The organism is Marinicrinis sediminis (assembly GCF_042685085.1).
Taxonomy (GTDB): domain Bacteria; phylum Bacillota; class Bacilli; order Paenibacillales; family KCTC-33676; genus Marinicrinis; species Marinicrinis sediminis.
In genome coordinates this window covers 64,397-86,639 of record NZ_JBHUMM010000042.1, presented here as the reverse complement: position 1 = coordinate 86,639, position 22,243 = coordinate 64,397, and the positions used below count along the sequence as shown (strand labels likewise).

Here is a 22,243-nt window from a genome sequence, read left to right as displayed (position 1 = left end):
AGTGAATGATTTATGCGCTGCTCGTGCTCATCGGGATCATCGGGGGAACAGTAGGCAGCATCGCCGGGCTTGGCGGCGGCATTATCGTCGTGCCTGCCTTGCTCTATATGGCCTCGGTCGTATCAGATTTAGCCTATGTGACGCCTCAGATCGCGGTCGGCACTTCGTTGTTTGTCATTATTTTTACCGGACTTTCCTCGACGACCGCCTACCTCAAGCAGAAGAAGGTGGATGTCAAAAGCGGACTCGTGCTGTTTGCGGGCAGTGGTCCTGGTGCCATCATCGGCGCCTTGCTGAACAAGCGGCTGGATGTGAACGGGTTTTATCTTTACTTTGGCCTGTTCATGATTGCGGTTTCGTTCCTTCTCCTCTTCCGAAACCGCCTAAAGCCGATTCCACTACGTGGCAGATGGATGGTCGAAGGGCGCCCTGCTGACCCGGCGGACGGGGAGGCTTATCGCTATCCCTTGCTCGTCGGGGTACTGATCGGTTTTGTAGTGGGACTGATCTCCGGTTTGTTCGGTATTGGGGGCGGTTCGTTGATGGTTCCAGCCATGATCCTGCTGTTTCAGTTTCCGGCTCGGGTGGCGGTTGCGACCTCGATGTTCATGATTACCCTGTCGGCTACGGTCAGCTCGATTACCCATATTCAGCTCGGCAATGTCGACTGGCTGCTCATGGCCCTGCTCGTTCCCGGTGCCTGGTTCGGCGGGAAATGGGGCGCTTGGCTCAATCAGAAGCTAAACAATAACGGGCTGGTCATATTGCTCCGGATCGTTCTCATTTTCGTCGGTGTGAAAATGATCTGGGACGCGATGTAGGGATCAGAAAGTGAGATAGAAAGGAAGTCAAAGAGTGAGATAGAGAGTGAGTAAAAGAGTGGGAAAGAGAACAAGTGATGATGATCCGTGCTGTGAAATCGGTCCGATATGGTTGACAACTTGAGGAAAAGAAAGGTATTTTAATTAGTAGAACCGCATAACTTGAAGTACGGATGGATGAGATGTGGCGTGCTGCGCACATCTCTCACATGTACCACTAGGGGCGCCTTCGGGCTGAGATAAGACCTTCCGGTCTTGGTCCCTTTGAACCTGATCTGGATCATACCAGCGTAGGAAAGTGGACGGAAATGTAGCCATTCACCAGGCATCGTGATGATCATGTCATATGTGCTCTGCTTTGAAGCAGAAAGGGCATGACCTGATCGTGATGACGGACAGCTGTATGCTGTGAATCGCCTGTGAATCGATACGTCTTTCGAAACCGCTCCCACGTTGGAGCGGTTTTTTTGTTTGGCAGCACAACGAATCGAGAGGAGAGGAAGAGGACGAATGAAGAATAATCAAGCGATGACGCCGCATGAGGTGCACATTAAGCCGTTGCCAGGAAGCCAGAAAGTATATGTAGAGGGGAGCAGGGAGGATCTGCGTGTTCCGATGCGCCAGATTTCCCAGTCGCCGACCGTCACGGATGCAGGAGCAGAACAGAACCCGCCATTGTCGGTGTATGATACGAGCGGACCTTACACAGACCCGGAGCAGCAGCTGGATGTCAAGGCAGGACTGCCTCCTATCCGTCAGAACTGGATCGCAGAGCGTGGGGATGTGGAATCGTATGAAGGCCGACTGATCAAGCCGCAGGATGATGGGGTGAAGCAGCTGGACGCAGAGCATGAGAAACTGCAGTTTCCAGGTCTGAAACGACAGCCTGTGCGGGCCAAAGCAGGGCAAAACGTCACACAAATGCATTATGCACGCAAAGGGATGATTACACCGGAAATGGAATTCATCGCGATTCGGGAAGGAGTCGAGCCCGAGTTTGTACGCAAGGAAGTAGCGGAAGGGCGTGCGATCATTCCGAGCAACATTAACCATCCTGAGAGCGAACCGATGATTATCGGCCGCAATTTCCATACCAAGGTGAATGCCAATATCGGCAATTCTGCGGTTACGTCTTCCATTGAGGAAGAGGTAGAGAAGATGACTTGGGCGATTCGCTGGGGAGCAGACAATATTATGGATCTGTCCACCGGCAAGCATATCCATACGACTCGTGAATGGATTATTCGCAATTGTCCGGTGCCGGTGGGGACCGTTCCGATTTACCAGGCACTGGAGAAGGTGAATGGCATCATTGAGGATCTCAGCTGGGAAGTTTATCGGGATACTCTGATCGAACAGGCAGAGCAAGGCGTCGATTATTTCACCATTCATGCAGGCGTCCGGTTGCCGTACATTCATCTCACCGCGAAACGCACAACCGGCATTGTATCCAGAGGGGGATCCATCCTGGCTGCATGGTGTCTGGCTCATCATCAGGAAAATTTCCTGTATACCCATTTCGAAGAAATCTGCGAGATCATGAAGCGGTATGATGTGGCTTTTTCTCTCGGAGACGGCCTTCGCCCGGGTTCCATTGCCGATGCCAACGACGAAGCGCAATTTGCTGAACTGGAGACGCTGGGTGAATTGACGAAGATCGCCTGGGAGCATGATGTGCAGGTGATGATTGAAGGACCCGGACATGTGCCGATGCATATGATCAAGGAAAATGTCGACAAGCAGATGGAGATTTGTCAGGAAGCGCCTTTTTATACGCTGGGGCCATTGACGACAGATATTGCGCCCGGCTATGACCATATTACCTCGGCCATTGGAGCCGCGATGATCGGCTGGTTCGGTACAGCCATGCTCTGTTATGTCACACCGAAGGAACATCTCGGCCTACCAAACAAGGAGGATGTGAAGGAAGGGCTGATGGCTTACAAGATTGCTGCTCATGCGGCAGATTTGGCGAAAGGTCATCCACATGCGCAGCGCAGGGATGATGCCTTGTCCAAGGCTCGCTTCGAATTCCGCTGGAGAGACCAGTTCCACCTGTCCCTTGATCCGGAGAGAGCTTATGAGTTTCATGACGAGACGCTGCCTGCCGAGGGAGCGAAGACGGCTCATTTCTGCTCGATGTGCGGCCCGAAATTCTGCAGCATGAAGATTACGCAGGATGTGCGTGATTATGCGAAAAAGAATCAGCTGGATGAGGAAGCAGCACTCCAGGCCGGCATGAAAGAAAAGTCCAGAGAGTTTATGGATGCAGGCGCTCAGATTTATAGTACGAAAGCGTAATATCGATCAGTCGCAGGCAAGCAAGGGCAAGCAAGGGAAAGCAAGGGAAGGAAGCAGGGAGGAGTTGGGCAGCATGGAGGAGCGATTGGAACGGTACTCGCGCCAGACGCGGTTTCAGCCGATTGGCTTGAAAGGACAGGAAGCGATCTGTACGAGCCATGTGGTGATTGTCGGGATGGGGGCGCTGGGCACGGTGCTCGCCAATCATATGGTACGGGCAGGTGTCGCCCGTCTCACACTCATTGATCGTGATTATGTGGAGCCAAGCAATCTGCAGCGACAAATGCTGTACGACGAGCGCGATGCTGAACAGGCGCTGCCAAAAGTCATAGCAGCCGAACGGAAGCTGACAGCCATACGTGAGGATGTCTCGATTTCCGCTCATTTGACCGATTTGACGCGGGATAACGTGCAGGAGCTGCTGGCAGGCGCGGATCTGGTTCTGGACGGAACGGATAACTTTTCTACTCGACTCCTGCTCAATGATGCCTGCTACCAGCTCGGCATGCCATATCTGTATAGCGGCGTCGTCGGTTCGGAAGGCATGACAGCGACCTTTGTTCCCGGTGAAACCGGATGCTTCCGTTGTCTGACAGGGCTGTATGAGCACGGCTCCCTCCATGGCAGCATGCAGGGAGAAACGTGCGATACCGCAGGTGTCATCAGTCCCGCTGTCGATATGGTGGCTTCCCTGCAAGCGGCAGAAGCGATCAAGCTCCTTAGTGGCCACGCTTCGGACCGACTCTGGGTGCGTCTCAATTGCTGGCCGTTTGCAAGCAAGGCGGTGCCAATCCCGGACAGCAGCCCAGTCTGTCCGGTTTGCAGAGGCGACAGGTATCCGTCGCTGGAGCCAGTGGCTCATGAGGAAGAAGCGGTCTATCTGTGCGGCAGGGAGTCTTTTCAATTCCCGACCTTCGCTAGTGAGCAGTCGATGGCGGAATGGGCAGCGCGATTTCGTGCATGGGGGAAGGTTCAAGTCAATCCCTATGTGTGCAAGGTTGAGCTCCCCGAGGGAGAACGATTGATTCTGTTCACAGATGGCAGAGTGCTGATTCAGGGTACGGATGAACTCTCCAGAGCCAAAAGTCTCTATGCTCGATATATTGGCAATTAACGAATGAGCTGAACGAAGAAATGGACATTTCAAAGGCAGGAGGAACAGGGGATGAAGGAACGAAATGGAGACTTGCTGCGCGAGCGGTTGAACCAGTTTCAGTTGTACGGGATTACGGATGAGCGTTTTCATCCAGGCCGCGATATCGTGGAAGTGATGGAGCAGGCGATTCTCGGAGGTGTATCCATCGTACAGCTTAGAGACAAGTGGAGTGCCCCGGATGAACTGCTGCACAAGGCCAGACGACTGCGGGAGCTGACACGTAAACATGAGGTGCTGTTTATCGTCAATGATCATGTGGAGCTTGCTCTGGAAGTAGATGCAGACGGCGTTCATCTCGGGCAGGATGATCTCTCGCTGGCGGAAGCGCGGAAGCAAATGAAAAGCAAGCTCATCGGCATCTCCACCCATCGGATCGAGGAAGCGATAGCAGCCCAGCGAGAGGGTGCGGACTATATCGGAGTCGGCCCCGTGTATGCGACGCAGACCAAATCAGACGTCGTGGCCCCGGTCGGCCTGTCTTATGTGTCTGAAGTGGCGGCCGAGATCGATATTCCGGCGGTGGCGATCGGAGGCATCAAGCTGCACAATGTCGCGGACGTGTTGCAGGCAGGTGCCCGCCGCATCTGTGCGGTTACGGAGATCGTCGGCAGTCCCCAAGTGCGTCAAACATGCGAGGCCTTTATACACGCCATCCGCAATCAAGCGGTTGCGCCCGGTGCATCGGGCAGGCAGGGATAAGGGAAGGAGGCCATCGAGATGATCATTCAATTAAATGGCGCTGAGCATGAGACCCAGGTCAGCACCGTCTCAGCGCTCGTTACGGAGCTGAAGATGACGGGGCGTCTGATTGCCGTTGAGGCAGAGGGTCAGGTTTTGCGCAAGGAAGACTGGGAGCAGTGTGAACTGGCTCCGGGCATGGCGATTGAGATTGTGCATTTTGTAGGGGGAGGTTGAACCATGCAGCAAGGAAGGTTGAACATAAACGGCATTTCCCTTCAGTCCCGTCTGTTCCTGGGGACGGGTCTGTTTCCCAATCCCTATGTCCAGACGGAAGCGATCAAGGCGGCGGGAGCAGATGTGCTGACCTTTGCCATCCGCAGGGTGAATCTGGATGCCACGCAGGATGATTCCATCTTGCAGCATATGGAGGGCATGGAACGCCGTTTTCAATATTTGCCGAATACCTCGGGTGCTCGGACAGCAGACGAAGCGATTCGCATTGCCCGCCTGGCCCGGGCATCTGGTCTTAGTGACTGGATCAAGGTAGAGATCAGTGTGAACGAGCGTACGTTGCTCCCTGATCCGCTTGAGACCTTGCGGGCTACGGAAGTGCTGGTACAAGAAGGATTTACGGTTCTGCCCTATACGTCCGATGATCCGGTCATTTGCAAGAAGCTGGAGGAAGCAGGAGCCCATGCGGTCATGCCGGGAGGCGCTCCGATTGGGACCGGACTCGGCATTCTCAATCCGTATCACATCGGTATCATTGTGGAGGAGTTGTCCGTGCCGGTCATCGTGGACGCGGGACTGGGTTCAGCCGCCGATGTGGTACAAGCGATGGAGTTGGGGGTAGACGGGGTATTGATGAATACGCCGATCGCCAGGGCCAAGAATCCCGTTCAGATGGCACTGGCGATGAAGTTGGCTATAGAGGCTGGAAGAGAATCATACCTGGCCGGAAGAATCCCGCGCAAGAAATATGCTTCGGCAAGCAGTAGTCTGGAAGGCGTGTCCGTACCATGGTAAAACAGATTGTAATTGTCGGGGGCGGGATTATCGGGCTATCCTGTGCATTTGAGCTGGCTATGAGAGGGCATGCGGTCACGATTGTGGAGCAGGGCGAATGCGGCGGTCAGGCATCTGGTGCGGCAGCGGGTATGCTGACCCCGTATTCAGAAAACGTGGAGCAGGCAGATCCGTTTTTTTTGTTCAGTCAGGAGAGCTTGCGCCTGTATCCCGAATGGATTAGGCAGATCGGGCGATTCTCGCAAATTGACGCACAATATCGGCAGTCAGGCAGTCTGAATGTGGTCTTTCATCAGGCCGATCTGCTGCCGATGGAGAAGCGTCTGCACTGGCAACGCCAATATGGACTGGAAGCCGAGATCGTAGAGGGAGAAAGGCTGCGCAAGCTGGAGCCGGCACTCTCCCCTTCGATTCAGGCTGCTGTTCATGTCCCAGAGGAGGCGCATCTGTATGCCCCGTCTTATGCACGGGCGCTGAAGGATGCCTGTGAGAAAGCAGGTGTGCAGATTTGTGAGCATGAGCAGGTGACGGGATGGAAGCAGGATGCTCGCACGCTGATCACTCGATCAGACCGGAATATTCCCTATGAGCAGTTGCTGATTTGTTCAGGCGCGTGGACAGGCATGTTCGCAGAAGCTTTGTCACTGGAACTTCCGGTATACCCGATACGCGGACAGATTTGTGCCTTTCCCCAGAGAGAAGAGGCTCCGGTGCACCACATCGTATTTTCCAGTCAGGGTTATATGGTCGCCAAGGACAATGGCAGCTTTGTCATAGGCGCCTCGGAAGATGTGGCCGGCTTCTGTACGGATGTGACGGAACAGGGGATTGAGCGGCTATGTCGCTGGAGTCGCAAAGTTTTTCCACACCTCAACCAACTCGAACCTCATTTCAGCTGGGCGGGACTCAGACCTGCTACCCAGGACGGCTTTCCACTGCTCGGCTGGGCGGATCAGGAGAAGGGGATTGCGATTGCAGCCGGTCACTATCGAAATGGCATTTTGCTCAGTCCGGTTACGGCGCAGTCTGCGGCAGATTTGCTGGAGGGAGAGGCAAACCGTGGTGCCTTGTACAGACAAGCATTTGAGCCACAGCGCTTTACAAGCTCTATTTCTTCTCCCGCTGGATTCTCATCGGTTTATTGACAGTGCTCCACACGATCCGTATAGTCGTTTCTAGAAAGGAACGAGAAGGGAACGATGAAGATGACACTGAAAAATCAACCTGTTCACGGTGCGGATCACTGTAGTGATCATGGAACTGATCACGAGACTGATCCAGGTACTGATTATGGGACTGATCTAGGGACTGATCATGGGATGCATACGCCGATTCCCGTTGTGGTGCTGAGCGGATTTCTTGGCAGCGGAAAGACGACATGGCTGGCCAAAGCCATTCAGGCCATCCAGCAGCAAGGCATGAAGCCTGCGGTCATTATGAATGAACTGGGAGAGGTCAATTTTGATGGCGTGATTCTGGGAGAGGGCTTTCCGATGGAGGAGTTGCTGGCCGGCTGCATCTGCTGTTCCATTCGGGGTGACCTGGGTCTGGCACTTAAGCAACTGGTAGAGGCAGAGTCCCCGGATTTTATCCTCATAGAAGCTACAGGCGCAGCCAATCCCGCAGAGTTGATCGATGGCATTACAGAGGCCTCGCTATACGTTCCGATCACTCTGTGTGAAATCCTGACACTGGTGGACAGTCCGCAGCTCTTCAGGCAAATCGAGAAGGGCAAAGGAGCCGCTTTTCGTTTAATGAAGGAACAGATTCGATTCTCGTCCCGATTGTTGCTGAACAAGATGGATCTGGTTTCGAATCTTCAGCATGAACAAGTGCGAGAATGGATTTCCGAGGTGTCTCATGCCCCCGTGCTGGAGACGACCTACAGCGAAATGAATATGACCGAGTGGCTGGCGCAAATGAATGACGTGCAAGCAGCGGACAGCATCAACAGCGTCAACAGTGTGAATCGTCCAACCGATGACAACGCACATCAGGCCGCCTCGGAAAAGCTGATTCCGCATGCACATATGATGGTGGTTACGTATTATGTAAAGCAGCCGCTGAACAGTACGAAATTCGAGCGGTTTCTAGGAGCGCTTCCCGAGCAGGTTTATCGGGGCAAGGGACTCGTCCGTTTTTCAGATACGAGCGGTGAACTGTATGCGTTCCAACTGGCCTATCGCCAGACGGACTTCATGAAGATCGATCCGCAAGCCGCGGGTACTTTGTCGGAGGTAGTCGTCCTGATTGGAGAAAATCTGAATTCTTCCGAACTAATAGCCGGAATCGAGGCCTGCCAGGAGGATCTGGATGAATCGTGATGAATAGGTGACGGCTCTTTCCAAAACGTAGTAAAATGAAAGAAAAAAAGCCGGAGGGAACATGAGCATAATCTGGACTCTGATTGGATTGGTGGCTGCTTTTACGGTTGGTGTTGTCATCGTGTCAGTAGTGGTGGGGATCAGACTGACCCGAAAACCAAGGCTCCCGATCTCGACCACGCCGGATCGGTATGGACTGAACTACCGCAGCTTTGAGACGACAAGCCGTGACGGAACAACAAATCTCCGAGGATGGGTAATGGAACCGGAGCACGCCGCGAAGATGACGGTTATTTTTGCACATGGATACGGGGAGAGCAGGCTGCAGGAGAATATCAATTTTCTGTCTCTTAGCACGTTCTTCGTGGCGCGTCATTATCGGGTCGTGTTGTTTGATTTTCGGGGATGCGGGGAGTCAGACGGCAACGAGACGACGATAGGCGTCCTGGAAAAACTCGATGTGCTCGGTGTGATCGATTATGTGCGCAAGGTGTACGCTGAACCGATCGGCTTGTACGGGGTATCGATGGGTGCATCCGCTTCCCTGCTTGCAGCGGCGGAAGATGGCAACATTCATGCGATAGTTGCAGACAGTCCCTTTAGCGATCTGCGGACCTATTTGAGTGATCATTTGTCTGTCTGGACGAAGCTCCCCAGGTTGCCGTTTACCCCGATAATGATGCGAATGATTCCATGGATCACAGGCGTCAAGCCGAGGGAAGCCAACCCTTATGAGGCTCTTCAGCGATTGTCGCATACGCCGATTTTGTTCATTCATGGGAGAGGGGACGATGCGATCCCGTTTGCGGAGAGTGAGAGGTTGGCGGCGATTGATCCGCAACGATTTCAGCTGTGGGGGACGGACAGTCGCAGACATGTTCGAAGCCATGTAGAACAGCCCATGACCTACCGAAAGAGGCTGCTGGATTTTCTCGATGCAAGTCTGGCACAGCAGGTTTCGGCCACCTCGCTTGCACCAGATGATGACGAAGAGAAGAAGCACGGAAAGGCGCAAAAAAGCTGTCCATTCTGATCATCAAGTCAGAGTGGACAGCTTTTTTGTGGTGGATTTTCTTGTGTGATCCCCTTGGGCTATACCCGAATATCGATCTGTTTGCCCGCATGCGGATGGGGTGCCTGGGCGGACGTGCTGGTCAGTCCTGAACTGAGCAGCTGCTGGTTTTGAATGATGGACATGTTTAGGGAATGACGCAGGGTTGCGAGCTGTATCGACATCATACTGCTGTTGATTCCACTCATAAGGTCACCAGCCTTTTCATTCATTTTATTTGATTATAGCATATTCTGTTGCGAATTTTGTATGATTTTGGTTCCATTTGTCCACCTCATTGTTCACAAGTTGGCAAAGGAATCTTGCATTTTGCAACGAACTATGATGAAGGATGACTTTGTCACGCATAAAGAGGAGAGGATCGCTGTGCATTCACCGCGTCAATCGACATCCCCAAAAGCGGTTCCGCTCGTGAAGTGGATCTGGAATTCATATTTGAAAACGGCTTTGATTCCGTTCATCTGTGTGGAATTAGTATTTTTGGGGGTTTATTTTATTACAAATGACTGGATCAAGGGAGAAAATGTGGAGATGATCCAGTCGAGTGCCAATGAGGAATTGATCCGAATTGCCGAAAGAGAAGCGATTTCGATTCGGCATGAAGCGGGAGGGATTGAGCATGCTGTACAAATGCTGGCCAGTCAGGCGAAGCATCAACTTGTCCAAGCGTCTGCACTGCCTCTGGAGGAAGCATCCAGACTGATCTACCACCCCGAGGGCATGTACTATACATACAAGGATCGTACCGGGGGCGGAGGTGCTGCCTTGTATTATACCGGGCATGTACCGGTAGGAGAGCAGGAGAGGGAAAAGGCGGCCAAGCTGTTTCAGATTCAGGATGTGCTGAGAGATGTGAAGGAATCCCAGCCATTGGCCGCGTCCGCCTATATCAATACGTATGACTCCCTGAACGTCATCTATCCGTATTTCGATGTGATTGAACAGTACATGCCCCATATTGATGTAACCGCGCTTAATTTTTATTATGAGGCGGATGAAGCACATAACCCGCAGCGAAAGTCAGTGTGGACAGAACCTTACTATGATCTGGCCGGCAATGGCTGGATTACGTCTGTGATTGCCCCGATTGATAGTGAGGAGCGAATGGAGGGCGTAGCCGGAATTGATATTACGATCGATACGTTCGTAGACAAAGTGCTCAATCTGTCGATTCCGTGGAATGGATACGGCATGCTGATCAGTGAAGAGGGGACGATGCTCGCCTTCCCGGATGCGGCCAAATCTGAATGGAAGCTGTCCCGGAATATTTATGAACAGAATCGTCAGTCCGTGTTCGTGGATACCCTGCGTACGCAGGAGCATGGCTGGGGAAGCTATGAGATTGGCGGCAAGAGCCAGTTGATATCGTGGTCCACCGTACCGCAGCTCAATTGGAAATTGATTGTCGTGGCACCAGAGGAGCTCATTTATGCCAATGCTGCTCAGGTCGAGCAGACGATGACGAGAGTTGGCGGGTGGATGATCGCCGGTCTGCTTGTCTTTTATTCCATTTTCATATTGTATCTGTATATACAAGCGAAGCGCATGTCCCGATTCATCGCGAACCCGATTTCACACATGAGACAGATGGTTGGCCGTATTGGAGAGGGAGAGTATCGCCAGGAGCGGCCGCAGCTCAGAATCCAGGAGATGCAGGAGACGGCTGACAAACTGGGAGAGATGGGTCATGAGCTGGGGGATACGAAGGACAAGTGGCTACAGGCAAGCTTGCGGGCAGAGGAAAGAGAGAGTCATCTCCAGGCGCTGCTGTCCTCCCTGGATGATGTCATATTTGAAATCGACAAGCACTATCGGTATGTACGGATATGGACGAAGGATGAAGGATACCTGGTCAAGTCCAAGCATGAACTGATTGGAAACACGTTGTCGAGTGCCCTCCCGGGAGACCTGGCCACCCGATATATGGATATCGTCAACGAAACATTGACCACCAATCGCACCCAAACCCTGGAATACGCTTTGCAGACGATGAAGGAGGAATGGCGTTGGTTTAGTGCCCGAGTCTCCCCGATCCTGAAGCAAACGAATGAAGAGAATACCGTTCTCATTCTTGTAAGGGATATTACGGAGCGCAAGCAGATGGAGCAGCGATTGATTGAGGCAAAAAATGCGGCGGAACTGGCCAGTCAGGCCAAATCCGAATTTTTGTCGAGGGTCAGTCATGAATTGCGGACGCCGTTGAATGCGATTCTTGGTTTTGCCCAGGTTATGCAATTTGATCCGGAGGAACCGCTCTCTGAAGTTCAGATGGATAATGTGGATGAAATTATGCGGGCAGGCAAGCATTTGCTGGAACTGATCAATGAGGTGCTGGATATTACCCGCATTGAGTCCGGGAAAATGTCCCTCTCTATGGAGACAGTGGCGGTAGATGAACTCCTGAATGAGTGTATGGATCTGCTGGAGCCGATGGCACAAGACTATGGGATCGCGCTGAAGAAGGAACAAACAGCCGCCTGTCATCTGGTCATCCATGCCGATTATACCCGTCTGAAGCAGGTGCTGATCAATCTGATGTCCAATGCGGTCAAATACAATCGAAACGCTGGCAGCGTCCTGGTGGGCTGTGAGCTCGTCCATCAGGAGGTTCGGATTTCGGTAACGGATACAGGCCCGGGCATACCGGAAGATCAGATGCAGCTCATTTTTGAACCGTTTACCCGGATCGAGGACCAGACGGTCGGCATCGAAGGTTCAGGCATAGGCTTGACTCTGGCGAGACAGCTTACTGAGCTGATGGGTGGACGCATAGAAGTAGAGAGCAAGGTAGGCGAGGGGAGTCGGTTTTCCGTTTACTTGCCTCATAATCTGAAGCCCATCGAGTCTGACCCGGATGTGGAAGCCGCCATTTCGAACAGCGAAACGAAATATCAGGTCTTGTATATCGATGACAATCCGGCCAATCTGTTGCTGATGGACAAGGTAGCCGTTCATTTGCCAGAGGTGGAATGGAAAAATGTGAAGAGCGGAAGAGAAGGGATACAGCTCGCCGGGCAGCAGTGTCCGGATTTGATTCTGCTGGACATTCATATGCCAGAGATGGATGGCTTTGAAACGCTCGAAGTTTTGAGATCCCTGCAAAGATGCTGTGACATTCCTGTAATCGCCGTCAGTGCGTCCATCTCTTCGCTGGATCACAAAAAAGCGATGGAGCTGGGATTCGATGATTACATTCCCAAACCCATTGAGCTGTCGTCGTTTGTTCACAAGATCAAGACTTATTTACATGCCTGACAGGAGGAAGGAGGACCAGAGATGGCAGCCGAGGAACAATTGCGTATACTGCTGGCAGAAGATCACCCGGCCAATATGAAACTGGCGCTGAAAATGCTGCAGATTCTGGGGTATTCGGCAGAGGTCGCCGCCAATGGTGATGAGGTGCTGGAGCTGCTGGAACGTCATGACTTTGATGTGGTGCTGATGGACATTCAGATGCCGTTAATGGATGGCATGGAGACGACCAGGGCGATTCAGGACCGATTCTCCGAAGCGAAGCGTCCTGTCATTATCGCCCTGACCGCGAGTGCGATGAGGGGCGATCGAGAGCGGTTTCTAGAAGCCGGCATGCATGACTATTTGAGCAAGCCGATTGATTTTCATCAGCTTCAACAGGTATTGGACAAGTGGAAACGGAAAATGGGCGGCCACGACACCTGATAAAAGGTTTTATTTGGAAGACGGCAGGATCGGGACAAATGTGTCTTGAAAAGCTGGCCTGCATGCGTGAGTGGCTGATTCAATCGTCCCAAAGGGGAGGGGGATGGCCCGAATGCGTTATTTTTCATTCGACAAAATTTGCTTTGCTGGATATGATTACATTATTGGGGTTCAAGTTTGATAACCGATGATAAATAAGTGATCAAGACGGATATGCACTGACGAAGGGATGGATACATATGGCTAAAATTTTGATCGTGGACGATGCGGCTTTTATGCGAATGATGCTCAAAACGATTGTAACCGAGGCAGGACATGAAGTGGTGGGTGAGGCTGCCAATGGAGAAGAGGCAGTGAAGCTGTTCAACAAAGAGAAACCGGACCTCGTTACCATGGATATTACGATGCCGGATATGGACGGAATCCAGGCTGTAAAAGCGATTCGCTCGGAGCATCCGGATGCGAAGATCATCATGTGCTCGGCAATGGGACAGCAAGGGATGGTCATCGAGGCGATTCAGTCGGGAGCGAAGGATTTTATCGTCAAGCCATTTCAAAAGGATCGCGTGATTTCTGCAATTAGTCAGCATTTGGGTGCATAATTCTGTCAGGGGAAAGGAGAGAGTGAAAGATGGCTGAATTAAAACAGGAACACCTTCAAGCTGTTCTGGGCAGCATCGGTCATGTGCTGCAAGGACACTTGCAATATAGCCAGATTGAATACGGGGATGTCTCCAAAGAGGCGTCTCAAACCTTAACCGTAGAACAAATTGCTGTGGTCGTAGGCGTCACCGGTGACGTGCAGGGCGATCTGATTGTTACAATGCGGGAAGACATGGTGAAGGAGATCATCGGTCGCATGTTCGGCGGCATGGAAATCGCGACAATTGATGAAATGGGCTGGAGTGCGTACGGGGAATTTGGCAACTGGCTGGGGGCCGGTTGCTGTACGAGCTTGTCAGACTGCGGCTTGAATGTCAACATTACGCCACCCATGATTTCGGAAGGAAGCACCAGGCTCCACAGTTCCAACCATTTTATCAGCATTCCTTTCAAGGCTGACAACCATGCGTTCTCTGTTCATATCAGTATACAGCCATAGAAAGGAATGATGAGCAATGATGACCCTGCAGCAAATCAACGAGACCGATCTTAGGCGAAAAAACCAGCTTGTTTTTTATGCGGTTGTTGCGACGATGTTCTTGACGCTGCTGACCATATTTGGAGTGGGGCTTCCGCCTGCCATGATTGCGACCGTTATTGCAATTGATCTGACGACGATTTCCCTGTTTGGTTACCTCCATTTCACCCGACGATTTGCCCCATACCTGGGATATATCATTTTGACGGGTATCGGCTTGCTGACATTGGTCATTATGATGCAGCTTCCGACCTACAACAGCATATTTATGCTGTATTATATCATGGTACTGGCGACGATCTACATGCGCCGGAACATGTATCTGTATGGAATAGCCTGGTCCCTGCTGATCATGGTTTACTTTTTGACTGCGGTCAGCAAGGAGATTGACTTGAACTCCGAGGATCAAGTGGCGGTAGTGTTCTATTTTGCCATCGTGAGTGTGCTCTTGTATGCGCTCTTGCGCAATTCGCGAGGCCTGTCTGAAAGTATGATGAACTTGCAAAGTCAAACTGAGCAACTGCTTTCCAGACAAGCAGAACAGGAAGAACGTCTGCAGCATCATGTGCAGTTATTTTCGCAAAATATGACGGCTATTGCGAGCAAGAGTGAAGAGACGCAGCAATCGTTCAATGAAATGACGTCAGCTTTTCAGGAAATTGCTACCGGGGCTAATACCCAGATGGAATCGACCATTTCGATTACAGAATCCATTCAGGATACGAACGGCATGCTGGATGATATGTTTGCTTTTCTGGAGGAATTGTCACGTCAAATTGAACACACGAGTGATCTCTCCAGCGAAGGCAGCTCGAACATGAACAACCTGTATCAATCCATCACGAGCTTCAAGGAAAAAATCAACCAGATGGCCGTGGAGATTGAAGGTTTAAGTCGACATATAGCCGAAGTGGATGCCTTTAATGCAACCATTGCGGAAATAGCCAACCAGACCAATCTGTTGTCTCTGAATGCGAGCATTGAGGCGGCGAGGGCGGGAGAACATGGTCAGGGCTTCGCTGTCGTGGCTCATGAGATCAGGAAGCTGGCGGACTTGACCAATAACTCAGCCAGACAGATATCGGACAAACTGCGCGAGGTTACCCAGCAGGCAGCCAGCACGAAGCATAATATGGTGACGATCGCTGATGAAATGGTTGCCAATACGGAGAAAACGGAACAAACGAAGACGACATTCATTCAGATTACGGATTCGGTTGAGCAGATCAGCGAACAGGCCATCCAGAACAATGCGCGTATGGTGCGGATTCGTCATGCTTCCAAATCAATCGAAGACGGTGCGAACAATTTCGCTTCTGTCAGCCAACAATCAACTGCGGCTCTGCAGGAATTGTCTGCGACAGTAGAAACGTTGATGCAGCAAAATGATCAGGTGGGCAAGCTGATCCAGGCAAATGAAAAAGCGATTCGAGAACTGGTTGAGGATAAGAATAAGAAAGTGCAAGCTTAGAAGAGGCTGAGCACGCTTGCCTGCCGAGACAATAAACCAAAAAGGAAACCCGGGAGCAGGGCCATCGATGTGGCCTGCAGCCTGGTTTCCTTTTTTCATGTCTTACACCTCTTCGCTTTGTTGTACGTGGTATTTGGTCACGAAGGAAGCGCCGGCGAATATAGAAGGCTTTTGCTGATCCATCCCCTGAGGGGTATGGCGTTTTTGATGAGCCTTTTCATAGGCTTTGGATTGCTGCCAGTTGGCGAAGTCCGCTTCCGTCTCCCAGAAGGTCAGGATGCGGTACGTGTCCCCTTGCAAAGGCCGCAGAACCCGAATCGCCCGAAATCCAGGCTCTTCTTCAATCATTCTGGCCCGGTTCAGGAATCTTTCCTCAAAGGCCTCTCGACCTTCCGGTGTAACCGGAATATTGTTGATGACGGCAAAGGCAGATGCAGCAGGGAAATCTCCGGTATGATCGATCACCTGAAAGGTTTGATCGCCATCCGCGTTGTCCGCAGGCATTTCTTTGTGTTCTTGGACGTATACCGGCTCCTGACCTTCAATGAGGTCAAATTGCAGTGTCAGATCCGAAGTGGGACGAGAAGAAAAAGTAACAAACATGGCGATTCTCCTTTCCATATGGTTCGGGTAGATAACCGACTCTATCATATCAAATTCGGGCCCTTCCTCAAAATATGTGAAAATATGCATTGTCACAATGTGAAGATATCACTATAATTATGTAATGAAAAGTTACATAAAAAGATAGTATACTTATCATTGAAGGGAGAGAGGATCATGGAAGAGCTTCAGTTTAATCTTAATATGATGTGGACGATCTTGGCAGCGTTACTGGTTTTTATGATGCAGGCCGGGTTTACAGCCCTGGAAGCTGGCCTAGTCCGAGCCAAAAACTCGATTAACGTGGTCATGAAAAATATGATGGACATCACGCTGGTCAGCATTGTCTTTCTGATCGTGGGATTCCCGCTGATGTTCGGTTATTCCGAGGGCGGATGGTTTGGTAACGGCGGATTTTTCCTGGGCGGGTTTATGGATGTCCAAGACCCCTGGTTGTGGACATTTGCGCTTTTTCAGATTGTATTTGCAGGCACTGCCTGCACGATCGTATCAGGGGCTGTGGCAGAAAGGGTGACATTCGGTTCTTATATTATCGTGACGCTGGTCATCAGTGTGCTGATTTATCCCCTATTTGGACACTGGGCCTGGGGGAGTTTGCTTTTCCCGGATCAGCAAGGGTGGCTGGAAGCCATGGGATTTATGGACTTTGCGGGATCTACTGTGGTTCATTCTCTTGGTGCCTGGGTGGCTCTGGCAGGGGTTGTCGTCATTGGACCCCGGATTGGCAAATACGGGAAGGATGGTCGCGTCTATCCGGTACAAGGCAGCAACCTGCCGCTGGCGAGTCTCGGGGTATTCTTGCTCTGGTTTGGCTGGTTCGGATTTAATGCTGGATCGACTACCGCGATGGACGCTTCTGTACCGCTCATTGCAATCAATACGATGGTGGCAGGAGCAGCAGGGGGAATTGGCAGTCTGTTGATGAGTTATGCAACAGTACGCAAAGCCAATGTGGAATATATCCTCAATGGTGTACTAGCGGGTCTGGTTTCCATCACCGCTGGCTGCCATGTTGTGTCTCCCATGCAGGCGATCTGGATCGGGATGATTGGCGGTATGTGTATGGTGATCGCCCTTCGCTGGATGGATATCAAGCTGAAACTGGATGATGCGGTCGGAGCGGTAGCGGTTCATGGGGTGTGCGGGGCATGGGGAACCACAGCCATCGCCTTGTTCGCGCCGGTTTCACAGCTGAGCACAGAGAATCGGATGGAGCAGCTGATCGTCCAGTTGACGGGAGTGGGAACGGCCTTTGTGTGGGCGTTTACGATGGGACTGCTTGTATTTTGGCTGCTGAAGAAGACGATCGGAATTCGTGTCACGGCTGAACAGGAACAGGCGGGCTTGAATGTATCAGAACATGGTGCCTCTATTGCTCTGGTTGATACCATCGTTGCGATGAGAGAGATTGCATCGGCCAAAGGAGACCTCAGTCGCACCATTCCCGTCCATTCGGGCGAGGATACGGCTCCATTGAATGAGGCCTTCAACCAAATGATCGATGCGTTGAACGATCTGGTGCATGCTGCTCAACGACAGGCAGCTCGCGTGAATCAAACGAGTACAGGCATGCTGGAGCAGATTGATTTCATCTTGAACCGCATGGATGAGAACGCAGAGAGCCTGAGAGAGACCAATGTAGGCATTCAGGAACTAAGGGCGGGAATTGAACTGTCTGTCACCGAAGAGGAAGAGTGGATGGCGGCCATTACCAGTAGTGTGGACAAGTTCACGACCTTCCACCATCGTATGCAGGATGTGAGGGAGAAGGGAGCGGCGGTTCGGGAGCAGCTTATGAATACGAGTGAAGTCCAATCCGAAACGATGAATCAAATGGCACAGACGACGGGGTATATGAGCGCCATGAATCAGTTCGTGGAAGACGTGGCCGAAATGCTGGATGTGACCTTCCAGGTATCCGACCAAATCGATTTGTTGTCGCTGAATGCCCGAATAGAAGCCAGTCGGGATACCGAGCACGGACGCGGGTTCGGGGTCGTGGCGCAGGAGATCAAGAAACTGTCTGAACAAACGAGACGGACGCTCGGTGAACTGCATGCATCGATGGATACGCATATGGAACTTACACGCAAGGGACTCGCCGGGACGGAACAAACCTCAGTGGAGATGACACGACTGTCCGAGCAGGTAGATGTTATGCTGGAGCGCGTTTCTTCGATTCTGGAAGTCATCGAATGGATGGAAGTGGAGACGACGACTTTCCTGGCTCAGTTTCAAGAGATCTTGCAGCGTTCTGAGGTGATGCAGTCCAATCGGGAACAGCAGTTTGAGCATTTGCAGGAAATCAGCATGCAGGTGAACAGTGTGGAAGGTGCCAGTGAATCCATTTTGATACGCATTACAGATATGGCGGAGGAAACGAGGAGAATGGCGGCAGAGTCGGATAATCTGATGGAGCAGGTTGGCAGTTTCAAGACCAGAGGGGCAGCCGATTCAGGAATACTCCAATAGAATCGTTTGTTGCAGGGTCAAACCAAATCGAGAAACATGAAGAAGCTGCTGGCGTCCAACGGGTGCGCTGGCGGCTTCTTTGCTGATAAAATCAGAGTTTCAATTAACTGTCTCTAACATTTTTTCTAGATAAATGAATGGAATGTGCGACCTTTTTTTGTTTGATGCGTTTAAATATTAGATGCATGAATCGAACTTTTGACGGAAGGTCCTCGTCTATATAGGAAGAAGAGGTGAGATCAGGTTGGACTCAACGAAAGTAAATGGCGAGAATGAGTATTTGAAATACATATCTGATACTGCCGATCCCAAGCAGGTCCTGCGAGACCTGATGGTCCAGTACGGCAATGATATATGGAACTATGCATACAGTATGACACGTAGATGGGAGGTTGCAGATGACGTAACCCAGGATGTATTTATGAAAGCATACAAAAACATAACGAATTTTCGAAATGAGGCTTCCGTCAAGACGTGGCTGCTGAAAATCACCCGCAATACAGTGCTGGATTATCAGAAATCCGCATTCTTCAGACGGGTGACGCTGGTCGATTACATGACGACAAAAGCGACGGATCACTCTGCAGAATCGGAAGTGATGGAGCAGATGGCCGTCAGTGAAATATGGGCCAAAGTCCTGAAGTTGCCGCCCAAATATCGGGAAGTGTTGATCCTGTACGGCCATCACCAGTTGTCTATGAAAGAAATTGCTGCGATGCTGGGTGTGAGTGAAGGAACTGTCAAGTCGAGGCTTCACCATGCGAGAAATAAAGTAATTCAGTTAAAGGAAAGTGACGCAAATGGATCTGCATGATTATCAATTAAGAAAGCAACTTGCCGAGAATCCGTTCAAGCAATCCGGATTTACACCTGAACTCATGGCTGCCATTGAACGCAAAGCAGGAGAGCAGACACGGAAGAAGCGAACCTGGCTTATGTACGGCTTTGCCTTGTGCGCTTCCTTTGTAGTGATGCTGTTTTTTCTTCAGCCTGGCTTATGGTTTGGTCAAACGGATCAGATGAGCAAGCGCACAGCTTCCGAGCTGCAGCCTGCTCAGCCAGCCTATTCGGAGAAAGGCATGTCTACGGCACTGCTGCTAGCGATGCGTCAGGACCGGGATCAGGAAGCCAGTTCGTACCGAACCTTGCTCATTTCCGGAGATGAACAGGGAAGGGTAGTGGCTGAACAAGGGCAGGGACTGCTGGTACCCGTCAAGCAAAAATTCTGGCGTCTGCATCCTGCCTCTGAGCTGATGAGCGGAGAGAGTGGAGGGGCACAGTCGCACCTGCTGACGGCTTATCCAGCCGATGCCGTCCCTCAGACGACCGTGATGAAGCCATCCATAGCGAAGGAATCGCCTGTCGTGCAGGAAAAAGTGCTGTTTGTAGGAAATCAGTATGTCTCGATCGCGGAGACGGTTCTTCCTGCCCAGGGAGAGGCGATGCGACGGGTCAAGGTTCAGGACATTGAAGCTTTGCAGCGCACGCAATGGGACTGGGAAGCCATCCGTCAGGAAAAGGTGCTCTCATTGGAAGAATTGCTGCAGCCGGTTACGACACGTCTGAATGCCCCTCCCGCCGCTAAGCCTGATGCTGGGGGCAAGGAACAGCCAGATATGCCGATATCGGAAGCGGAACGTTCCGAAACCTGGAACTGGACCATTACGAGGCAGGGAGGGAAGTGGCATGCGCTCGCAGTACAGTCCGCTGACCCGGATACCCGATCCATGCAACCAGGCAATCGTAGTGATAAAGCCGATATTTTACTGCAGCCGCTCTCTGTCTCTCTTCCTTATGAGGTCGTCTCCTATGATGAATTGTGCTGCGCATGGTCGGAAATTCTGACCGTGCAGCCGGCTGCTCTCGATGCCATTTCATCGCCTGCAAAAGATGTTGTGGTCATCTTCACCAGTGACAAGATGACGGTATATCCGTATCAGGACGGGATTGTCAATCAGCCTTATCTGACTTTGCCGATACAGGCCAATGAGCAGATGGTGATGGTGCATTGGGCGATGGGCAGCTATGTACAGCGCTGGCAAGAAGAAGCAGGGAGATGGCTACAGATGCCCTGACTGAAGGATCATATGCAACGCTTATCCGCTCGCTGGAAAGCAAGTGTTTCACGCTTGCCTGCCAGCGAGATTTTTTTTATCAAGAGACCGCGAAATGAATCATCAATTGACAATCTGAATGCAATTCAATATATTTAGGACAATCGATTACGTAATCTGTAAAGGTAGAAAAATGCGACGAAAAAGGATGATCGTCTATGTCGGTAAGTATCAAAGATGTGGCCACGAAGGCAGGGGTTTCCACCGCCACGGTCTCTCATGTCATTAACCAGACCCGGTTTGTGTCAGAAGAAACCAAGATCAAGGTAAGACAGGCGATGAAAGAATTGAAATACCGGCCGAATTCGGTCGCCCGTTCCTTGCGAAGCAGAAAATCCCATATTATCGGCTTGCTGGTTCCGATTATCCCTTCTGACACGTCCAACTTTTTCTTTATGTCGATCGCACAGGGGATCGAACATGTACTGAAAGAACACGGCTATAATCTCATTTTGAGTAATTCCAATGAAAATTTGCAGACCGAGATCGAGCAGCTGGAGGTTTTCAATTCCCAATTGGTAGATGGATTGATCATGGCTCCTGCGGCAGACAATCATGAACAGTTGTCAGAAGTGCTCGGCGGAGAGTATCCGGTTGTGTTCATTGACCGCAAGCCGGAAGGTTTTGAGGGCGACTATATTTTGGCGGACGGGGCGCATGTCACCTACGAAGCCGTTTCTCTGCTGCTGGGCAAAGGTCACAAAAAGATCGGTTTTATTACAGGCAAACTCGATCTGACCACCTCAAATGAACGGTTGGAAGGGTACCGAAAGGCTTATCAGGAACAGGGAATGGAGATTGCTTCTACATGGATACAGGAGGGGGCATCCTCATTTGAATGTGGATTCGAGCTTGCAGAGAAGCTGCTGAATGAAGAGCAGGTTACCGCACTGCTTGTTGCTAATAACATCATGTCCATGGGCGCCTTTGCCTGTCTACAGCAAATGGGCAAGAAAGTTCCACAGGAAGTAGCGATCATCGGTTTTGATGATTATCGGTGGACCGAGATTACCGTGCCGCCGCTAACCATGATCCGTCAGCCTTCCTTTGAACTGGGGCAAACCGCAGCGAAACGGCTGCTGGAGAGAATTAACCAACCGGATATGGATGTGACAGAGATCCGTTTGAAGTCTGAGCTGATTATTCGCGGGTCTTGCTAGCAATGGCTGGCAAGCAACCGGGCAGGAGAACTCTCTTGCTCGGTTTTCTTTTTGAGGTGGGTTGACAAGAAAATATAAAGCGTTTACAATCTAATTAATCCATTACGTAAACGATTGCTTAAACGATATCTAAAATAAAATGAGGATACATATCACTCCTGTCTCTAACAAATAAGGCAGTGTGGGAAAAGCGGAAAATTCG

20 protein-coding genes and 1 riboswitch are annotated in these 22,243 nt (G+C 51.3%); of the genes, 18 read left to right on the top strand and 2 right to left on the bottom strand.

The window, feature by feature from the left end:
• The first annotated feature begins 5 nt into the window (after window positions 1-5).
• The 9 genes from ACFSUC_RS13555 to ACFSUC_RS13515 all read left to right on the top strand — a co-directional run bounded on the left by ACFSUC_RS13555 (window position 6) and on the right by ACFSUC_RS13515 (window position 9,342).
• The gene (locus ACFSUC_RS13555; protein ID WP_379930152.1) at window positions 6-821 is read left to right on the top strand and encodes a sulfite exporter TauE/SafE family protein; all 816 of its coding nucleotides are present in this window, start codon (window positions 6-8) and stop codon (window positions 819-821) included.
• Between the two features lie 209 nt (window positions 822-1,030).
• A riboswitch (TPP riboswitch) is annotated at window positions 1,031-1,135 on the top strand.
• Window positions 1,136-1,331: 196 nt separating this feature from the next.
• A complete protein-coding gene (gene thiC, locus ACFSUC_RS13550) occupies window positions 1,332-3,122 on the top strand; it encodes a phosphomethylpyrimidine synthase ThiC (protein WP_379930151.1) in 1,791 nt (596 codons plus the stop codon).
• A gap of 73 nt (window positions 3,123-3,195) precedes the next feature.
• Entirely contained in the window at window positions 3,196-4,236 is a 1,041-nt protein-coding gene (locus ACFSUC_RS13545; RefSeq protein ID WP_379930150.1) for a ThiF family adenylyltransferase, read from the top strand.
• Window positions 4,237-4,323: 87 nt separating this feature from the next.
• Window positions 4,324-4,977 carry a thiamine phosphate synthase gene (gene thiE / locus ACFSUC_RS13540; protein WP_379930182.1) on the top strand — a complete coding sequence of 218 codons (654 nt, stop codon included), beginning with the start codon at window positions 4,324-4,326 and terminating at the stop codon, window positions 4,975-4,977.
• 18 nt (window positions 4,978-4,995) lie between these two features.
• Complete coding sequence (gene thiS, locus ACFSUC_RS13535) at window positions 4,996-5,193, top strand: sulfur carrier protein ThiS (protein ID WP_379930149.1); 198 nt, start codon at window positions 4,996-4,998, stop codon at window positions 5,191-5,193.
• A 3-nt stretch (window positions 5,194-5,196) separates the two neighbouring features.
• Entirely contained in the window at window positions 5,197-5,985 is a 789-nt protein-coding gene (locus tag ACFSUC_RS13530) for a thiazole synthase (RefSeq protein ID WP_379930148.1), read from the top strand.
• Complete coding sequence (gene thiO, locus ACFSUC_RS13525) at window positions 5,979-7,130, top strand: glycine oxidase ThiO (RefSeq protein ID WP_379930147.1); 1,152 nt, start codon at window positions 5,979-5,981, stop codon at window positions 7,128-7,130. Before ACFSUC_RS13530 ends, thiO begins: the two co-directional genes overlap by 7 nt.
• Before the next feature lie 60 nt (window positions 7,131-7,190).
• A complete protein-coding gene (locus ACFSUC_RS13520; protein ID WP_379930146.1) occupies window positions 7,191-8,309 on the top strand; it encodes a CobW family GTP-binding protein in 1,119 nt (372 codons plus the stop codon).
• A 61-nt stretch (window positions 8,310-8,370) separates the two neighbouring features.
• Window positions 8,371-9,342, top strand: coding sequence for an alpha/beta hydrolase (locus ACFSUC_RS13515; RefSeq protein ID WP_379930145.1), 972 nt, complete (start codon window positions 8,371-8,373; stop codon window positions 9,340-9,342).
• 59 nt (window positions 9,343-9,401) lie between these two features.
• Here ACFSUC_RS13515 and ACFSUC_RS13510 read toward each other — a convergent pair whose 3' ends face one another.
• A complete protein-coding gene (locus ACFSUC_RS13510) occupies window positions 9,402-9,569 on the bottom strand; it encodes a polyribonucleotide nucleotidyltransferase (RefSeq protein ID WP_379930144.1) in 168 nt (55 codons plus the stop codon).
• Between the two features lie 178 nt (window positions 9,570-9,747).
• On the opposite strand from ACFSUC_RS13510, the gene ACFSUC_RS13505 reads away from it, so the two are divergent.
• The 5 genes from ACFSUC_RS13505 (at window position 9,748) to ACFSUC_RS13485 (ending at window position 15,671) form a co-directional block, all read left to right on the top strand.
• Window positions 9,748-12,636, top strand: a complete 2,889-nt coding sequence (locus tag ACFSUC_RS13505; RefSeq protein WP_379930143.1) for an ATP-binding protein — start codon at window positions 9,748-9,750, stop codon at window positions 12,634-12,636.
• A 21-nt stretch (window positions 12,637-12,657) separates the two neighbouring features.
• On the top strand, window positions 12,658-13,059 hold the full coding sequence (locus ACFSUC_RS13500) for a response regulator (RefSeq protein ID WP_379930142.1): 402 nt from the start codon (window positions 12,658-12,660) through the stop codon (window positions 13,057-13,059).
• Between the two features lie 239 nt (window positions 13,060-13,298).
• Window positions 13,299-13,661: a response regulator gene (locus ACFSUC_RS13495; RefSeq protein ID WP_379930141.1), complete on the top strand. Its 363-nt coding sequence runs from the start codon at window positions 13,299-13,301 to the stop codon at window positions 13,659-13,661.
• Between the two features lie 29 nt (window positions 13,662-13,690).
• Complete coding sequence (locus ACFSUC_RS13490) at window positions 13,691-14,161, top strand: chemotaxis protein CheX (RefSeq protein ID WP_379930140.1); 471 nt, start codon at window positions 13,691-13,693, stop codon at window positions 14,159-14,161.
• A gap of 16 nt (window positions 14,162-14,177) precedes the next feature.
• Complete coding sequence (locus tag ACFSUC_RS13485) at window positions 14,178-15,671, top strand: methyl-accepting chemotaxis protein (RefSeq protein ID WP_379930139.1); 1,494 nt, start codon at window positions 14,178-14,180, stop codon at window positions 15,669-15,671.
• Window positions 15,672-15,773: 102 nt separating this feature from the next.
• Here the strand turns inward: ACFSUC_RS13485 and ACFSUC_RS13480 are convergent, their stop codons facing one another.
• Complete coding sequence (locus ACFSUC_RS13480) at window positions 15,774-16,274, bottom strand: antibiotic biosynthesis monooxygenase family protein (protein WP_379930138.1); 501 nt, start codon at window positions 16,272-16,274, stop codon at window positions 15,774-15,776.
• A 177-nt stretch (window positions 16,275-16,451) separates the two neighbouring features.
• Here ACFSUC_RS13480 and amt point away from each other — a divergent pair, with 177 nt between their 5' ends.
• The 4 genes from amt to ACFSUC_RS13460 all read left to right on the top strand — a co-directional run bounded on the left by amt (window position 16,452) and on the right by ACFSUC_RS13460 (window position 22,041).
• Window positions 16,452-18,767 (top strand): ammonium transporter, encoded by a 2,316-nt coding sequence (gene amt, locus ACFSUC_RS13475; RefSeq protein WP_379930137.1) that lies wholly within the window; start codon window positions 16,452-16,454, stop codon window positions 18,765-18,767.
• Window positions 18,768-19,011: 244 nt separating this feature from the next.
• Window positions 19,012-19,581, top strand: coding sequence for an RNA polymerase sigma factor (locus ACFSUC_RS13470; RefSeq protein WP_379930136.1), 570 nt, complete (start codon window positions 19,012-19,014; stop codon window positions 19,579-19,581).
• Window positions 19,568-20,842 carry a hypothetical protein gene (locus ACFSUC_RS13465; protein ID WP_379930135.1) on the top strand — a complete coding sequence of 425 codons (1,275 nt, stop codon included), beginning with the start codon at window positions 19,568-19,570 and terminating at the stop codon, window positions 20,840-20,842. Before ACFSUC_RS13470 ends, ACFSUC_RS13465 begins: the two co-directional genes overlap by 14 nt.
• 197 nt (window positions 20,843-21,039) lie before the next feature.
• Window positions 21,040-22,041 (top strand): LacI family DNA-binding transcriptional regulator, encoded by a 1,002-nt coding sequence (locus tag ACFSUC_RS13460; protein ID WP_379930134.1) that lies wholly within the window; start codon window positions 21,040-21,042, stop codon window positions 22,039-22,041.
• Window positions 22,042-22,243 lie beyond the last annotated feature (202 nt).

Bases quoted from the DNA above. Each gene is read 5' to 3' on its own strand.
- ACFSUC_RS13555 (WP_379930152.1), top strand. From the start codon at position 6: ATGATTTATGCGCTGCTCGTGCTCATCGGGATCATCGGGGGAACAGTA.
- thiC (WP_379930151.1), top strand. From the start codon at position 1,332: ATGAAGAATAATCAAGCGATGACGCCGCATGAGGTGCACATTAAGCCG.
- ACFSUC_RS13545 (WP_379930150.1), top strand. From the start codon at position 3,196: ATGGAGGAGCGATTGGAACGGTACTCGCGCCAGACGCGGTTTCAGCCG.
- thiS (WP_379930149.1), top strand. From the start codon at position 4,996: ATGATCATTCAATTAAATGGCGCTGAGCATGAGACCCAGGTCAGCACC.
- ACFSUC_RS13530 (WP_379930148.1), top strand. From the start codon at position 5,197: ATGCAGCAAGGAAGGTTGAACATAAACGGCATTTCCCTTCAGTCCCGT.
- thiO (WP_379930147.1), top strand. From the start codon at position 5,979: ATGGTAAAACAGATTGTAATTGTCGGGGGCGGGATTATCGGGCTATCC.
- ACFSUC_RS13520 (WP_379930146.1), top strand. From the start codon at position 7,191: ATGACACTGAAAAATCAACCTGTTCACGGTGCGGATCACTGTAGTGAT.
- ACFSUC_RS13515 (WP_379930145.1), top strand. From the start codon at position 8,371: ATGAGCATAATCTGGACTCTGATTGGATTGGTGGCTGCTTTTACGGTT.
- ACFSUC_RS13510 (WP_379930144.1), bottom strand. From the start codon at position 9,569: ATGAGTGGAATCAACAGCAGTATGATGTCGATACAGCTCGCAACCCTG.
- ACFSUC_RS13500 (WP_379930142.1), top strand. From the start codon at position 12,658: ATGGCAGCCGAGGAACAATTGCGTATACTGCTGGCAGAAGATCACCCG.
- ACFSUC_RS13495 (WP_379930141.1), top strand. From the start codon at position 13,299: ATGGCTAAAATTTTGATCGTGGACGATGCGGCTTTTATGCGAATGATG.
- ACFSUC_RS13490 (WP_379930140.1), top strand. From the start codon at position 13,691: ATGGCTGAATTAAAACAGGAACACCTTCAAGCTGTTCTGGGCAGCATC.
- ACFSUC_RS13485 (WP_379930139.1), top strand. From the start codon at position 14,178: ATGATGACCCTGCAGCAAATCAACGAGACCGATCTTAGGCGAAAAAAC.
- ACFSUC_RS13480 (WP_379930138.1), bottom strand. From the start codon at position 16,274: ATGTTTGTTACTTTTTCTTCTCGTCCCACTTCGGATCTGACACTGCAA.
- amt (WP_379930137.1), top strand. From the start codon at position 16,452: ATGGAAGAGCTTCAGTTTAATCTTAATATGATGTGGACGATCTTGGCA.
- ACFSUC_RS13465 (WP_379930135.1), top strand. From the start codon at position 19,568: ATGGATCTGCATGATTATCAATTAAGAAAGCAACTTGCCGAGAATCCG.
- ACFSUC_RS13460 (WP_379930134.1), top strand. From the start codon at position 21,040: ATGTCGGTAAGTATCAAAGATGTGGCCACGAAGGCAGGGGTTTCCACC.